The 14,523-nt window shown below is 35.6% G+C and carries 14 protein-coding genes and 2 pseudogenes; 7 read left to right on the forward strand and 9 right to left on the reverse strand.

Features of this window, described 5'->3' with window-relative positions; all coding sequences use genetic code 11:
• Positions 1–115: 115 nt before the first annotated feature.
• A complete protein-coding gene (sph, locus tag LC087_RS11565; protein WP_371932695.1) occupies positions 116–1,066 on the forward strand; it encodes a sphingomyelin phosphodiesterase in 951 nt (316 codons plus the stop codon).
• Between the two features lie 97 nt (positions 1,067–1,163).
• Here the strand turns inward: sph and rfbB are convergent, their stop codons facing one another.
• The 3 genes from rfbB to rfbA are packed head-to-tail and all read right to left on the reverse strand — an operon-like array spanning position 1,164 to position 3,622.
• Complete coding sequence (gene rfbB, locus LC087_RS11570; protein ID WP_226541821.1) at positions 1,164–2,147, reverse strand: dTDP-glucose 4,6-dehydratase; 984 nt, start codon at positions 2,145–2,147, stop codon at positions 1,164–1,166.
• 17 nt (positions 2,148–2,164) lie between these two features.
• Positions 2,165–2,728 (reverse strand): dTDP-4-dehydrorhamnose 3,5-epimerase, encoded by a 564-nt coding sequence (rfbC, locus tag LC087_RS11575; protein ID WP_226541823.1) that lies wholly within the window; start codon positions 2,726–2,728, stop codon positions 2,165–2,167.
• Between the two features lie 15 nt (positions 2,729–2,743).
• A complete protein-coding gene (rfbA, locus tag LC087_RS11580) occupies positions 2,744–3,622 on the reverse strand; it encodes a glucose-1-phosphate thymidylyltransferase RfbA (RefSeq protein ID WP_226541825.1) in 879 nt (292 codons plus the stop codon).
• Positions 3,623–4,347: 725 nt separating this feature from the next.
• Here rfbA and LC087_RS11585 point away from each other — a divergent pair.
• Positions 4,348–4,563 (forward strand): hypothetical protein, encoded by a 216-nt coding sequence (locus LC087_RS11585; protein ID WP_306019587.1) that lies wholly within the window; start codon positions 4,348–4,350, stop codon positions 4,561–4,563.
• 16 nt (positions 4,564–4,579) lie between these two features.
• Positions 4,580–5,344 (forward strand): hypothetical protein, encoded by a 765-nt coding sequence (locus LC087_RS11590; protein WP_226541829.1) that lies wholly within the window; start codon positions 4,580–4,582, stop codon positions 5,342–5,344.
• 34 nt (positions 5,345–5,378) lie between these two features.
• Here the strand turns inward: LC087_RS11590 and LC087_RS11595 are convergent.
• The 6 genes and pseudogenes from LC087_RS11595 to LC087_RS11620 all read right to left on the reverse strand — a co-directional run bounded on the left by LC087_RS11595 (position 5,379) and on the right by LC087_RS11620 (position 11,465).
• Positions 5,379–6,309, reverse strand: a pseudogene (locus LC087_RS11595) (manganese-dependent inorganic pyrophosphatase).
• Between the two features lie 512 nt (positions 6,310–6,821).
• Positions 6,822–7,151 (reverse strand): antibiotic biosynthesis monooxygenase, encoded by a 330-nt coding sequence (locus LC087_RS11600; RefSeq protein ID WP_226541833.1) that lies wholly within the window; start codon positions 7,149–7,151, stop codon positions 6,822–6,824.
• Between the two features lie 3 nt (positions 7,152–7,154).
• The gene (locus tag LC087_RS11605; RefSeq protein WP_226541835.1) at positions 7,155–7,538 is read right to left on the reverse strand and encodes a hypothetical protein; all 384 of its coding nucleotides are present in this window, start codon (positions 7,536–7,538) and stop codon (positions 7,155–7,157) included.
• 359 nt (positions 7,539–7,897) lie between these two features.
• Positions 7,898–8,146 (reverse strand): type II toxin-antitoxin system prevent-host-death family antitoxin, encoded by a 249-nt coding sequence (locus LC087_RS11610; RefSeq protein WP_226541837.1) that lies wholly within the window; start codon positions 8,144–8,146, stop codon positions 7,898–7,900.
• A gap of 290 nt (positions 8,147–8,436) precedes the next feature.
• The gene (locus LC087_RS11615) at positions 8,437–9,507 is read right to left on the reverse strand and encodes a glycosyltransferase family 4 protein (RefSeq protein WP_306019588.1); all 1,071 of its coding nucleotides are present in this window, start codon (positions 9,505–9,507) and stop codon (positions 8,437–8,439) included.
• A gap of 268 nt (positions 9,508–9,775) precedes the next feature.
• Positions 9,776–11,465, reverse strand: a pseudogene (locus LC087_RS11620) (formate--tetrahydrofolate ligase).
• 205 nt (positions 11,466–11,670) lie between these two features.
• Between LC087_RS11620 and LC087_RS11625 the strand changes: the two are divergent.
• The 4 genes from LC087_RS11625 to LC087_RS11640 all read left to right on the forward strand — a co-directional run bounded on the left by LC087_RS11625 (position 11,671) and on the right by LC087_RS11640 (position 14,488).
• Positions 11,671–12,324: a hypothetical protein gene (locus tag LC087_RS11625; protein WP_306019589.1), complete on the forward strand. Its 654-nt coding sequence runs from the start codon at positions 11,671–11,673 to the stop codon at positions 12,322–12,324.
• A 146-nt stretch (positions 12,325–12,470) separates the two neighbouring features.
• Positions 12,471–13,142 carry a glycosyltransferase family protein gene (locus LC087_RS11630; protein ID WP_306019590.1) on the forward strand — a complete coding sequence of 224 codons (672 nt, stop codon included), beginning with the start codon at positions 12,471–12,473 and terminating at the stop codon, positions 13,140–13,142.
• Positions 13,143–13,155: 13 nt separating this feature from the next.
• Positions 13,156–13,518 (forward strand): GtrA family protein, encoded by a 363-nt coding sequence (locus LC087_RS11635; RefSeq protein ID WP_226541846.1) that lies wholly within the window; start codon positions 13,156–13,158, stop codon positions 13,516–13,518.
• A 16-nt stretch (positions 13,519–13,534) separates the two neighbouring features.
• Positions 13,535–14,488: a glycosyltransferase family 2 protein gene (locus LC087_RS11640; RefSeq protein ID WP_226541848.1), complete on the forward strand. Its 954-nt coding sequence runs from the start codon at positions 13,535–13,537 to the stop codon at positions 14,486–14,488.
• Positions 14,489–14,523: the final 35 nt, after the last annotated feature.

Consider the following 14,523-nt stretch of genomic DNA (forward strand, 5'->3'; position numbering starts at 1 on the left):
TTTGGTTAGACAGGGAGGTTTCACCCTAAAATTACAGTTATCTCAGAAGTAGCCCTAAAACTGGTTCGAAATTTTTAAAAGTTAGCTTTGTTTTTTAAAATAACATCTAGGAGGGATTCAATTGAAAAAACTAATCATAACATGTATTCTATTTATTACCGCTTTTTCATCCTTACCAACCTACTCGTCTGCCAATACGGCAACAAACTCGACTAAAATCCTTCAACACAATGTATTTTTACTTCCCAGCTATATAACTCGTTGGGGACAATCTGAACGTGCTAAATTAATTGGCGAAGCCGACTATATGAAAGGGCAAGATGCCATTATTTTAAATGAATTATTTGATAATAGTGCATCAAGCACATTACTTGAAAAACTTAAGGATGAATATCCACACCAAACCTCTATTTTAGGAAGAAGTAAAGATGGTTGGGACCAAACACTAGGTGATTACTCTAATTTTGTTCCTGAAGACGGTGGTGTCGCAATTATAAGCAAGTGGCCTATTGAAGAGAAAATACAATATGTTTATGAAAGTGCTTGTGGATCTGATAAGTTTGCCAACAAAGGATTTGTCTACATTAAGATGAATCAAAGTGGTGAGTACAAACATATTATCGGAACCCATGCCCAAGCAGATGACACAGGTTGTGGTGAAGGAGAAGACGCAACTGTACGTCACAACCAGTTTAAAGAAATTGCGAAATTTATTGAGTCAAAACAAATCCCAGAAGATGAAATGTTGATTATTGGAGGAGACTTTAACGTTATAAAAGACAATACGGAAGAATATGATTCTATGCTAAAAACACTAAATGTTACAGAGCCAAAATACACCGGTCATACTTCTACATGGGATCCTGAGACGAATGCCATTGCCGAATACGATTATCCTGATTTTGCCCCACAGCATTTAGATTATATCTTTGTTTCAAGCGGTCATAAACATCCTTCTACATGGATAAACGAGGTATTAAATATTAAGTCCCCTCCGTGGACAGCGGTATTTAACGAATATAATGAGTATTCTGATCATTATCCTATAGCTGCTTACTCAAACTAAGGAATGTGCAAGCACCCGTTTAACGATGAACCACAAGGGAAAATAATGTAAAAACAAACATTAAAAAATGAGGAGGTTCAATTCTTTTTGAACCTCCTCATTTTATTTCAAATTGTTCCCACCAACGACCGTTTTTCATATACCATTGAATAGTTTGCACAATTCCTTCTTCAAAAATAAATTTGGGCTTCCAGCCTAGCTTTTTTAATTTGGACGCATCAATCGCATAACGTTCGTCATGACCTGGGCGATCTTCTACAAATTCAATTAAAGTCTCTGATTTATTTAACTCTTTGATTATGGTTTTGACCACATCAAGGTTCGTTCGTTCATTGTTACTACCAATGTTATACACTTGACCTATTTCTCCATGATGCAATACGGTATCAATGGCCGAACAATGATCATACACATGAAGCCAATCCCGAATATTTTTTCCATCACCATAAACAGGGACCTCCTGATTGTTCATGACACGTGAAATCGTAAGAGGAATTAGCTTTTCAGGAAGATGAAAAGGACCATAGTTGTTTGAGCAACGAGTGATCACTGCCGGAAACCCGTACGTTTCACAATAAGCTCGAACTAATAAGTCACTCGATGCTTTAGATGCACTATAAGGGCTATTTGGTCTCAAAGGCGTTTCTTCTGTAAAAAGCTCCGCACCTTCTTTCGGCAATTCCCCGTACACTTCATCTGTAGACACATGGATAAACTTTTCAACCTGAACCTTTTTAGCTGCCTCTAATAAAATTTGCGTTCCTATTACATTTGTGTAGACAAAGGCTTGTGGGTTTTCAATTGAACGATCAACATGACTTTCAGCCGCACAATGAATAACGTAATTAGGTTTTTTTTCATGAAATAAAGCCCTCATTGCTTTATTATCCGCAATATTTGCTTGGACAAATTCATATTGATCGCTACTTTGAATATGTTGATGCTTTGTCAGTTCACCTGCATACGTCAATAAATCAACATTAATAATGTCATAATTACGATATTGATCAAGAAAGTAATGAACTAAATTACCACCAATGAACCCAGCGCCACCGGTTATCAAGATTTTCTTTCTTGTCATACATTTACCCCCAAACGTTACATCTCTTCGTAAATAAAATTATTTTCTGCCTCAACCAACAATGGAGCAACCTGATCTTTCTGTGATAACGTCGGTTCCTTTTCCAGATCCCACGTAATATTAAGAGTAGGGTCATTCCAACTTATGACTCGATCAAGCTCTGGTGTCCAAAACTGATCGACTTTATATTGAACTTCTACATCTTCTGTTAGCGTTTGAAAGCCATGGGCAAACCCTTGCGAAACAAAGAGCTGTCGCTTGTTTTCTTCATTCAATTCCACCCCAAACCATTGACCATAAGTAGGACTTCCTCTGCGAATATCAATGGCGACATCAAAAATGGCCCCTTTACTACAACGAACCAGTTTCGCTTGTGCCATAGGGTTCAGTTGATAATGTAGCCCTCTAATCGTGCCTTTTTGGGCGGAAAAAGAATGATTATCTTGTACAAACGAGACATCTACGCCCATTTTTTCAAAAACCTCTTGATTATAGATTTCGAAAAACCAACCACGATGATCACCATACACACAAGGCTCGACTATCCACACACCTTGTAGTTTAGTATCCGTAAGCTTCATTGAAAGCCTCCATACTTAATATTTTAACTCTCCTTGAGCCACTCTTAATAAATAATGCCCATAAGGAGTTTTTTGTAATTTTTCCCCGCATTTTAATAGCTGATCTTTTGTAATCCAGCCATTGATAAACGCAATTTCTTCTAGGGCGGCTATTTTCACGTCTTGATGCTCCTCAATGGTTCTCACGAAATTTGTCGCCTCCACCAAACTTTCATGTGTTCCTGCGTCAATCCACGTGTAACCCCTACCTAACAATTCTACTTCTAACTGACCAACATCTAAATAGACCTCATTTATAGAAGTAATTTCAAGCTCTCCTCGAGCAGAAGGCTTCACACTTTTAGCTATATCTACTACTCGTTCATCATAAAAATACAAACCTGTTATCGCATAGTTTGATTTCGGTTCTTTTGGTTTTTCCTCTACACTTGAAACCTTTCCATTTTCATCAAAAGCAACCACACCAAACCGCATAGGATCATGAACATGGTGAGCAAAGATCGTTGCTCCTTTTTCTTTAGTAGCAGCGTTGATGAGCTTTTTTCGAATCCCACTTCCATAGTAAATGTTATCTCCTAAAATCATCGCTACAGAATCACCGTTAATAAACTCTTCCGCTAATAAAAACGCTTGAGCAAGACCATCTGGACGAGGTTGAACTTTATATTGAAGGGATAAACCGAATTGGGAACCATCATTGAGTAGGTTTTGAAAGCGCGGGGTATCTTCTGGTGTCGAGATAATTAATATATCTTGTATGCCAGCAAGCATTAATGTTGACAAAGGATAATAAATCATCGGCTTATCATAAATTGGCAAGAGCTGTTTACTCGTTACAAGCGTTAATGGAAAAAGCCTCGTTCCGCTTCCTCCTGCTAATACAATCCCTTTCATGCTGTCACCTCATTCCCTATCATTGTATTCATGTTATGAGGGATACATGATAAGAGTGACTCATATGAAAACATAAAAAAGGATGTTCCCTTTACTAGGTAAGATGATTCACTCAAAGGTACGACCAAAGGAATAATGTGAGACTGCCTCTATTAATCATTTAGGTCTTTCATCCCTTTCTCTTATTTTTCATTGTCATACAAATAATGGTTTGCGATAATGTACTTTGCAGAACACACGAAGGGGAGAAAAATGAAAAAATATTCACTTGCTTCTAATATGTCAATAACTCTTTTCATAATTACATCCATATTAACGTTTACCTTTCTCATATTAAATGTAGCCAGCTTTCAATCAGAGGAAATAGCGCAATTTTGCTATAATACGAACTCTATTACTATATAATTGTCATCACCTTAATCATGGGTTTAACCAGCTCACTTTTCGAAAAAGAACAAGACAAAAAACGAAAATTGCTCGTCCTACAGCAATTAAATGTATATATTATATTAGGAATAGGGTCATTAATCCTATTAAGTTACTTTTATATTCGAATCCTCTTCTCAGAATCTCAGATGTAAAAGAAAAAACTATTTTGTGGAGTGTCATGATGAAAAAAAACAAAAATCATTTTATTTTCAATTTCAACATTGATTTATGTACTAACCATTACGTTATTCATTCTATTTTCTATATGGTACCTTCCATTTGGAGGAGACAAATACATGAAACCAATGGATGAGAGTCCAGCTATTTTAATATGGATGCTTCTTCTCTTACCTCTTGCCGGAGCAGTCATATCTTTTTTCGTCAAAGGTCTCTTTGGTAAGATAAGTTTGATCTTTCTACATTTAAAGAATTATGTCTTATTATTTTGCTTATTGTTCATCTATGTATTATTTGAGGTCTTCTTTGAGTTTTTAAACATTTTTGCAAAATGATTATTTGGAGGAAAAAATGTTTGCATCAAAATCAATCTTAACCACGTGGAGAAAGTTTGATAACTTTTCAATGGATACATTAACTAAAGCTTGGTACTATCAAAGAATAGGACAAGCTTTTCAAAGAAATGTTTCATTAATGAAAGAACACCGAGAACAATTTGGAGTCGCAGGTAACTGTTTTGATCTTGCTATTTGGTTATTAGAGGAATTTAAGAGTGATGGAATGAAAGCGTATCCCATTGGCCACGAATTAGGAACGGAAGCGGCTCATGTTGCTGTAATTGCAGTTGACGAGGAAGGTCACCGTTTTTTATGTGATTTAGGCGATCAATGGTTGGAACCGATCTTAATTGATAAAAGCGCTCCAGATTATTCGAATGAAAAGCTAGCTGGATTTTTCCCAGCTGCTCACGTTCAAGTAATACCTAAACCTGAACATGTGGAAATACTTTACTTTAGACCGAATGGAAAAGTATCGAATCAACGGTATATCACAAATCCCGTTCCACTGAGTGATTTCATTATTGCTGCTAATTCTTCACAAAAAACATTCAAACAAGAGCCACTCGTTGAAATAAGAACACCACATCAAGATGATATGGCCCATTGGGAGTTTGGACATTGGCGAAGCTTTCTTAGTACGAATCAAGGAGTTATCGAGGATCACCCTTTGTCTACGATAGAAGAATGGACTGAACGAATTCATGCAAAGACTGGATACAATGGTCAAGTCATTCGAGAGGCATTAATGTTTTATCGACAAATGCAAAAAAGCTGATTGAACTTTTATCTTCAATCAGCCCGTCTAATTTTTATTTTGTTAGCCCCTCAGTCACAACAGGAACGATTTGTTTCTTACGGGAAACCACACCCTTTAATAAAGCTGTGTGATTTGTTAATTCAACGTCGAATGATTGAGCTGCCTTTTCAGCTTCGTTTCCGAGAAATAAACCTACAGAATCATTTTCTAAAATGTCTGTAATGACAAAAACAAATAAGTCTAACGATTTGCTTTCAATAAGTTTGTTGATTTCTACTTCTACTTCTTCTTGGCGTTTTAACACGTCGTTCGTATCGACCACATTAATTTGCGCAACCTCCACTTTATGAGTACCCATTTGGAATTCTTTCGCATCAATTGTGATCAGGCTCAAGAGCCGTTTTATCACTTACATCCGCCCCTGCTTTAAGCATCTCAAGTCCATAGCTATTCGCATCTACTCCAGCAATTTCCGCAAGTTCTTTCGCCGCTTTTATATCTTGCTCCGTACATGTAGGCGACTTAAATAACAATGAGTCAGAAATAATTGCAGAAAGCATTAAACCGGCAATTTCCTGTTTAATCGCAATGCCATTCTCTTTGTAAAGTTTGTTTAAAATTGTTGCTGTACAACCAACTGGCTCTGCTCGATAGTATAAAGGATCACTTGTTTCAAAGTTGGCAATTCGATGATGATCAATGACTTCTAACACTTTTACTTGATCAAGATCGGCGACACTTTGTTGACGTTCGTTATGATCCACTAAAATAACTTCATTCACTTCATTGGCCACCGTTTGGATTAAACGAGGGGCTTCAGCTGAGAAAGCTTCCAATGCATATTTCGTTTCTCCATTCATTTCTCCTAAACGAACAGGCTCAACCTCTAAGCCTAATTCTTTCTTTAAATCTGCATAAGCAATTGCTGAACAAATCGAATCTGTATCAGGGTTCTTATGCCCTAAAATCAACGTTTTTGCCATAACAACTCGACTCCTTATATAAAATTAAGATTTCACTCGATATGTAATTAATACGTGGACAATCCTCATTAAATTTTACATTACGCAAGCGATAAAACCAAATATTTTTTGCCTCAACTAGGTCATTTCATATGAAGAATTTCTTTTAACCTTTCCCCTTTTTCTTCATCTAATTTTGCATATCTATCATTATCCTCATCGTAAATAATGACTTCTTGATCATCAACGTAAATCTCAAAAAAAAGTTAGCCTTTCAGGAAGGTTTTCATCGAACTTGAAGGAAAATGTTAATTGAACGTCTTGTTGGATTAATTCCGCTTTTAAACCTTGAGACCATTTTCATATATTTTGAAATTCGTACAGTTTTTCTTCTTTCATGATGTGACTATCTTCTGGCAAGCTCGTTGAAATCAACTTCATCATTTGTACATCCAATCAAAGTGACAAGAATGATAAAAATAATAAATACGTTAAAAACCAGCTCCAATATGGATGGAACTGGTTTCTTTTCTTTATCCCGCTTCATGCTGATAGGCAATTTCATATTTTGATAGCTCTGCTCCTAGCATGATGCTTTCCCCTTTGTTTTCGTTTCCTTCTGTTTTACGTTTATGGTGAGCATTCTTGAATGCATCACTTTCAGTCCATGCTTGGAATGCCTCATCATTCTCCCAAGTGGTGCAGACTTTTAATTCATCGTATTCTTCTAAACCTTTCGTAATTAATACTTCCAGACGAACAAACCCTGGTGACTGATGGACAGCTTTTGGTTGCTCAAATCGTTTGGCTACTTCTTGGACATGACCTTTTTTCACTTTAATTGTATTCGTAACTAAAATCATCCCTCATCTACCCCTTTCAATAAAAAAGATTGTAAAATGCACTATAGCTTTGATCTCTCCCTGAACCTTACAAATGATTATATTATTACTTTCAATATAATCATAGAAAAAACCTTCAAAGAACATGCTAGAAAAGGAAAATCCGACCAGACTAACGAATGCAAGAATCAAAATAGCCGAATACCAAAAAAGCTCTTTCCTATTCTTTTTAACACATAACATCTCTAAAGCAATCCCTCTTAGTGCAATCAATATAAAAAAGAAAGTAAACCAAGAAGGATTATAATCCGTTCCACTTGGATAGGAGAAGATACAAACTGCCACAAATATAGGAACCATAAACCAATTTGATCGTTTAAAATATTTTTTCTTTTTCTCTTCTTTCAAAACAAAGAATCTCTCTACTTTTTAATAATTATAGCAAGGTGATTCCGCAACACCAATCCAAAATACGGTCGTTTACTATTCAAAAAGTATTTTTACGTAATCTCTTTTAAAGTAGAGAACTCGATATATAGAAACCGATATATTATCTTGTTTATAGAAAATTATATCGTCCTCGCAAAGTAAAATCTAAGTTTCAACTTTATTTTACAATTACCATCCTAATAAATGGAACACATTTAACTTTTCCATACAATCAAAAATATCTTTCAGTTTCTAATTACCCGGATTCTTCAGTAATATATTCCTTTAAAGTAGGTCCCGCTTTGCTAACGGATTAATTCTTAATTCAGGCATAAAAATTAAACCTCAAGTTCTTTTTTCACTTCATCTAAAGTAAGCCATTCTTCACCTGTTTTTATTGCTTTCTCAGCTTCCATTAGTTTTGATAATAACCTAATGGTATCTTGACTCTTTTCGTAGTCTTCAATATTTACAATAGCAAATCTACCTCGTCCATTTTTCGTTAAAAATACCGAATTTCCAACGCTGATGTCCTTTAATACTTCATTGTAATTTCTTAAGTCAGACACTGGTTTTATGTTAGGCATAGACTCAACTCCTTTTTGTTGTTAATACTTTTAAAGCTAAATCAAGCCCAAATTTCCCTTAATCTTACTATTTTTTAACCAGCGAGCTAAATATACTGTACTTTATCAAAAATGAGCCAAACCACTATGATTGAAATGAAAAATAAGGCAATGGAGTTTCTTACGATCACTTTTTCAACTCGTTTACACCTTTTCAACTCAAAAAATTTCTTTAATGGTAGGTGAAGGAATCTAATAGTATGATTTATAGTACATATTTACATCCTACACAGTTATCGATGGATGGGATTTCAACCTTTTCCATTATAAATATCGAATAACTTTCTTCCATATTCAAGAGGGTCATGCTCCTCTTTAATTTTCACCAATGCATTTCTAGCCCTCTCGATAATATGCTCCGGTTTAGAACAAATCTCAACAATCGATTTTTCTAACTCTTTTTCCAGAGTCTCGCTGAGAATTTTTCTAGACGACTCTGTCGAATATAATGCCTCACCGAACTTATTTCTAGGGATAGGACATATCCAGCCACATGTATCATTATTTATTTCAGGAAGTGCTCGTATGTTTGTTGTCAAAACTGGACATCCACTTGCTTGCATTTCCAAAACGGAATAACCATACGTATCAGCCCATGTCGGTAATAAACCAACGTGACTTTTTTTACATAAAGCTAGCACTTCTTCATTAGTTAATGCATCAATCCAAGTGATCCAATCATCGTTTTGTTCAATGATTTTCAGCATGTCTTCTTTATCTTTAATTGTTGTCTGAGTCGCATAATCACCAAATGTAAGACTACTCACAATCGTAAATTTCACATTAAAGTGCTTTCTTATTTTAGCAAGGACATGAATTAATTCTCTTCCACCTTTTCGAAAAAACTGACGACCAACGAAGATAAATCTAATTTCTTTATGGATATCCTTCATTTTTAATTCGATGTCACGCTTCTTTACCAAAAGAGGTTGAGGTGGAGGAATAACCACGGTCTTGTTCATAATATCATTAACTGCCTCCGGGAATACTTCTTTTACGAGTGCTTCTTGAATGGACCAATTACATTGTGATAAAGCTATCAATTTTTTGCACGAATCTTGTTGTAATAATTGTAATGTCTCTTTAATTTGACGGTCTATTTGTATCGTGCTGTTTTCATGATGATAATTCATTGTTTGAATTAAACGCGGAATTGTCGTTTCAAAGGTCGATACCCATGGGGTTTTCGTATCACAGACAGTATTAAACGTATGTAAAACATCAACCTTTAACTGGTTACTTGATTTAAAAATGAAATTTGATCTACTCTTAGCTTGATCTGTTAAAGGAACACCAAACTTACTAATCCCTTTTAATATCAATCCTGTATGATCTTTTGAAGGAGGTATTTTTTTTGTACTCTACATGATCGATTTTTTCTAGTATGCATCTTTTCTCAGGATAATTTTCTGTCAAAAAACCTACTCGCAATTTAATACTCCTTTTTAATGAATTCTGTTATAAATATGTGTTCAAAAGGAGGAAAAAGAGTCGCCAGAAACAAGGCGATCATTCACCTCGTCTTATGACAACAATGTTGTTAGCTCTCCTGTCCCCCGTAGGACTTTTTAAAAAGCGGAAATTTTTATTTTAAAACAACCCTTTTACATTTCCTTGTTCATCTAAATCGATTTTCAAAGCTGCAGGTGTTTTAGGGAGTCCTGGCATGGTCATGACATCCCCTGTTAATGCGACTAAAAACCCGGCTCCTACTGAAGGCTTAAACTCACGAACGGACAAGGTAAAGCCATTTGGTCTGCCTACTTTCATTGGATCATCGGATAACGAAAGAGGGGGTTTTGGCTACACAAATCGGCAACTGATCCCAGCCGTACTTTTTAAATTGCTCGATTTGTTTTATCGCTTTTGCGCTAAAATCTACTCCTTGTGCCCCATACACTTCCGTTGCAATGGCGTGAAGTTTATCCGGGATGGAATCGGTAAAATCATATAAATAATTCAAGGAGTGATGTGAATCTTCAAGCGTGTCGATTAAAGTTTGCGCCAGCTCGATACCTCCTTTTCCCCCTTGCCCCCAAACGTCACATAAAGCTACAGGAAACCCCTTCTTCTTACACCACCCCTGCAATGCATCGATTTCCTCGTCCGTATCGGTTGAAAATTTATTGATTGCTACAACGAACGGAAGACCAAAAGCTTGAATCGTTTCAACATGCTTTTGTAAGTTTTCTGCTCCTTTAATGAGAGCTTCTATTTTTTCATTTTGCAAGTCTTGTTTAAGGACACCTCCATGCATTTTCAGTGCTCGAATGGTGGCAACAATAACAACGGCACTTGGATCAATGTCCGCTTGACGAGCTTTAATATGGAAAAACTTTTCCGCTCCTAAGTCAGCACCAAACCCAGCTTCTGTAATTACATAATCGGCGAGCTTACTCGCCATTTTGGTTGCGACGACGCTATTACAGCCGTGAGCAATGTTTGCGAACGGTCCGCCGTGTACAAGAGCGGGGGTATGTTCTAACGTTTGAACAAGGTTTGGATTAAAGGCATCTTTTAATAACACGGTTAATACACCATCTGCTTCTAAGTCGCGCGCTGTTACAGGTTTTTGGTCATATGTAAACCCAACGACAATATTGCCTAGCCGTCTCTTTAAATCATCGAGATCGTTTGCTAAACAGAAGATGGCCATAATTTCAGAGGCAACAGTAATGTCAAAACCGTCTTCACGGGGAACTCCATGAACAGGCCCCCCCATCCCGACAACCACATTGCGCAACGACCGGTCGTTTAAATCCACAGCTCGCTTCCAAGTAATACGCCGTGGATCGATGTGTAACTCGTTGCCTTGATGGATGTGATTATCAATTAAAGCTGATAATGTATTGTTTGCTGTTGTGATTGCATGAAGATCTCCCGTAAAGTGAAGATTAATATCTTCCATTGGAACAACTTGCGAGTACCCTCCACCAGCTGCTCCCCCCTTTATTCCCATTGTGGGACCTAACGAAGGTTCTCGTAAGGCAATGATCGCTTTTTTATCGAGCTTTTCAAAGGCTTGTCCTAAACCTACAGTAACCGTCGATTTTCCTTCTCCTGCAGGAGTGGGGTTTATAGCTGTCACTAAAATGACTTTTCCGGCAGGATTATTTTTATGCATTTCCATTGTATGTAAAGGAATCTTTGCCTTGTAGCGTCCATACATCTCAATATCTTCTTCCTGTAAATCAATTTTTTCTGCAATTTCTTTGATCGTTTTCATTTCAGCTGATTGAGCAATATCAATATCGGACATCTTTTTTGATAGGGTCTTCATAACCGTCCCTCCATATTTTTGTCGAATTATTCCTATGTTTATTGTATCATTTTTCAATTAAGGGAAGTATGGGGATATGGTTTATTTGATTTCTACAAAACACCTGGGAAACTCTTGTTTTTTATAGATAATATTAATATAGTAGTAAAGTGGTGTTTTACACCTCAGTTTTTTCGCATTTAAAGTTAGTAGGAGGAGTAGTATCTTGTTCTTTAACTGGTTACAAAAAAGTATATTTGCAATTTTCACAGTTGTTTTAGCTATCATTGTAGGGTTAAACATCTATACAAGTAGAGGGTTTCAAACAATTCAACCTAATGTACCGCCTTTTTTTAATTTAATTACACTTTTTTGTGCCTTAGGTATAGTGATATTAATTTTGAAATATCGAACGACCATTAATAAAATCCTGAATAAAACTCATCGTTTTATAGTACCTATTTGCTTAGTTTTTAGTGTTTTTTTACAACTATTAATTGTTAAGTTATATGCCGTTAATCCAACATGGGATTTTGGTGTTATTGTGAATAGCTCTAAAGAAGTCCTAGAAAATGGACAATTAAATGAATACTTCATCCATTATCCAAACAACATTTTCATGGTCTTAATCTTAGCTTTTATTGGAAATATCTTTTCTCCAACACTACAAACGTATATTTTGGCAAATATTTTTGTAATTACATTATGTCAATTTTTAATTTATAGAATCGGGACAAAAGTAGCAGGTAAATCAACTGGATTGGTCACTCTTTTTATAAGTGTCAGTTTTTTCCCATACCTTTTCTTTGCTCCAATTATTTATACCGATATGTTCTCGTTACTTTTTACTTATACCTTTAAATCTAATAGTAGACTCTAATGGTAAGTTTAAAAAAAAGCTTCTTTACCATTTTAGGAGCATCTATTTTACTTACAGGAGGATTTCTTCTAAAGGGATCTTTAATCATTTTTATTATCGCTTTAAGCATTGTACTTTTTATATATGCTAAAAGATGGAGGAAACTATTGTTATTCGTTCCTTTCATCAGTCTGTTTATTCTTAAGTCTCTTTTCTCGTTCTCATTATACAATTATGATTTGTTAGATGAACAAGACGTAGAGAAATATAGTTTTCCTGTTACACACTGGATTATGATGGGACAAAATGAAAATCGCTTTGGAAGATATGCGCAATCCGATGTTGAAATGACCTTACATTTATTAGAATCCCATTCAAAAGAAGAGACTTCCAAAATTCATTTAAAGGAGACTCAAAAACGAATTCAAGAAAAGGGGTTTAAAGGAAATATTCTATACAATAAAGAAAAACTTGCTCATACGTGGACAGATGGGACCTATTACTTAGTTAATAAACTGCAACGACAACCAATGCATCCAGAGAACTATCAAGAACTAGTTGATAACAAATCAGGTGTCTTACTACAGGGCTACGCTAGGATTCAACACCTTTTACTGCTGTTTGGGTTGTTGTTTATATATAAATTAAAGGACCATAGAGAGTTTATTATATATTCCACTTTATCTATAATTGGGGTTTTCTTTTTCTTTATCCTTTGGGAATCTTGTTCTCGTTACTTAGTAAGCTTAACTCCTTTACTGATAATACTAAGCACGATGGGTTATTTTGGTGTTGATCAAAAACAGCAAACACATCAGACGAAAATGCATAAGGTATGAAGGAGTTATTATAATGAAGCGGTTTATTAAATTCGGAACGGTTGGTATTTTTAACACACTTATTACGATTTGTAGTTTTATCCTATTTCTCAATATAGGTATCCATTATATAGTCGCAAATGGCCTTTCCTATGGATTAGGCGTCTTAAATAGCTATTATTGGAATAGGAATTGGGTCTTTGGATCAAACTCAAAACATTTATCCTTAATTAGCAAATTTATAGTTGTTAACCTCGTTACACTCTGTTTTAATACAGGTATTCTTTTTATATTTGTGAATCACTTTCATTTGCACCCAATATTATCAAATATTGTTGCTGTCGGAATGGGATTAGTTATCAACTTTCTTTTAAATTATAAGTGGACCTTTAAATAAAGTGGAGGAATATGTAATGAACAAATTAATATCCATTGTTATTCCAATGTATTTCGAAGAGAATGTAGCCCATGAATGCTATCGGAGGCTAAAACAAGTCATGGAGGATCATTTATTCCAATATGAATTTGTCTTTGTTAATGATGGGAGTAAGGATAAAACTGAAGAAATTCTAACTGAGCTATCGTCAGTTGATAAACAAGTAAAAGTGATTAACTTCTCTCGAAACTTTGGTCATCAAACAGCTGTAACAGCAGGAGTCCATTATGCAAGTGGGGATGCTATTGTCATTATTGATGCAGATTTACAAGATCCTCCCGAGCTCATACCTTCCCTTATTAACAAATGGAAGGAAGGGTATGAAATCGTTTATGCCAAAAGAAAGAAAAGGCAAGGAGAAACATGGTTCAAACTACTAACAGCGAAGTATTTTTATAGATTTCTTAACTATATGTCAGAAATTGAAATTCCTAAGGACACAGGAGATTTTCGTCTCATTGATCGAAAAGTAGCCAATGTGTTTATTCAAATGAGTGAAAGAAATAGATTTGTTCGAGGAATGTTTTCGTGGATTGGTTTCAATCAAACCTATATTGAATATGAACGCGACGAAAGGTTTGCAGGTGAAACAAAATATCCACTTAAAAAGATGATCCGTTTTGCTTCTGATGGAATCATTGCCTTTTCCACTAAACCTTTAAAAATCGTTATGACTTTAGGGTTTTGTTCTGTACTTGTTTCTATCTTCGTGTTGCTCTATACACTCGTCATCAAATTAACCGGTCAGCAAGTACAAGCAGGGTGGGCATCCATTATGGTCGCAATCACTTTTTTCAGTGGGATTCAACTTTTAGGGATGGGAATTGTCGGACAATACATTGCGCGTATTTATGATGAAAGTAAGAATCGACCAATTTATATCGTCAAGGATACAATTAACATTGAAGAGATGGATAAAAATAGGGACTAGTAAAGTTAATAATGCAAAAATTGCAAGCTAATTAA

The sequence above is a fragment of the Bacillus carboniphilus genome, from assembly GCF_020524035.2.
Taxonomy (GTDB): Bacteria; Bacillota; Bacilli; order Bacillales; family JAIVKR01; genus Bacillus_CC.

Coding starts and splice junctions, on each gene's coding strand:
- rfbB (WP_226541821.1), bottom strand. CDS start 2,147: ATGACAAGAAAGAAAATCTTGATAACCGGTGGCGCTGGGTTCATTGGT.
- rfbC (WP_226541823.1), bottom strand. CDS start 2,728: ATGAAGCTTACGGATACTAAACTACAAGGTGTGTGGATAGTCGAGCCT.
- rfbA (WP_226541825.1), bottom strand. CDS start 3,622: ATGAAAGGGATTGTATTAGCAGGAGGAAGCGGAACGAGGCTTTTTCCA.
- LC087_RS11585 (WP_306019587.1), top strand. CDS start 4,348: ATGAAACCAATGGATGAGAGTCCAGCTATTTTAATATGGATGCTTCTT.
- LC087_RS11590 (WP_226541829.1), top strand. CDS start 4,580: ATGTTTGCATCAAAATCAATCTTAACCACGTGGAGAAAGTTTGATAAC.
- LC087_RS11600 (WP_226541833.1), bottom strand. CDS start 7,151: ATGATTTTAGTTACGAATACAATTAAAGTGAAAAAAGGTCATGTCCAA.
- LC087_RS11610 (WP_226541837.1), bottom strand. CDS start 8,146: ATGCCTAACATAAAACCAGTGTCTGACTTAAGAAATTACAATGAAGTA.
- LC087_RS11635 (WP_226541846.1), top strand. CDS start 13,156: ATGAAGCGGTTTATTAAATTCGGAACGGTTGGTATTTTTAACACACTT.
- LC087_RS11640 (WP_226541848.1), top strand. CDS start 13,535: ATGAACAAATTAATATCCATTGTTATTCCAATGTATTTCGAAGAGAAT.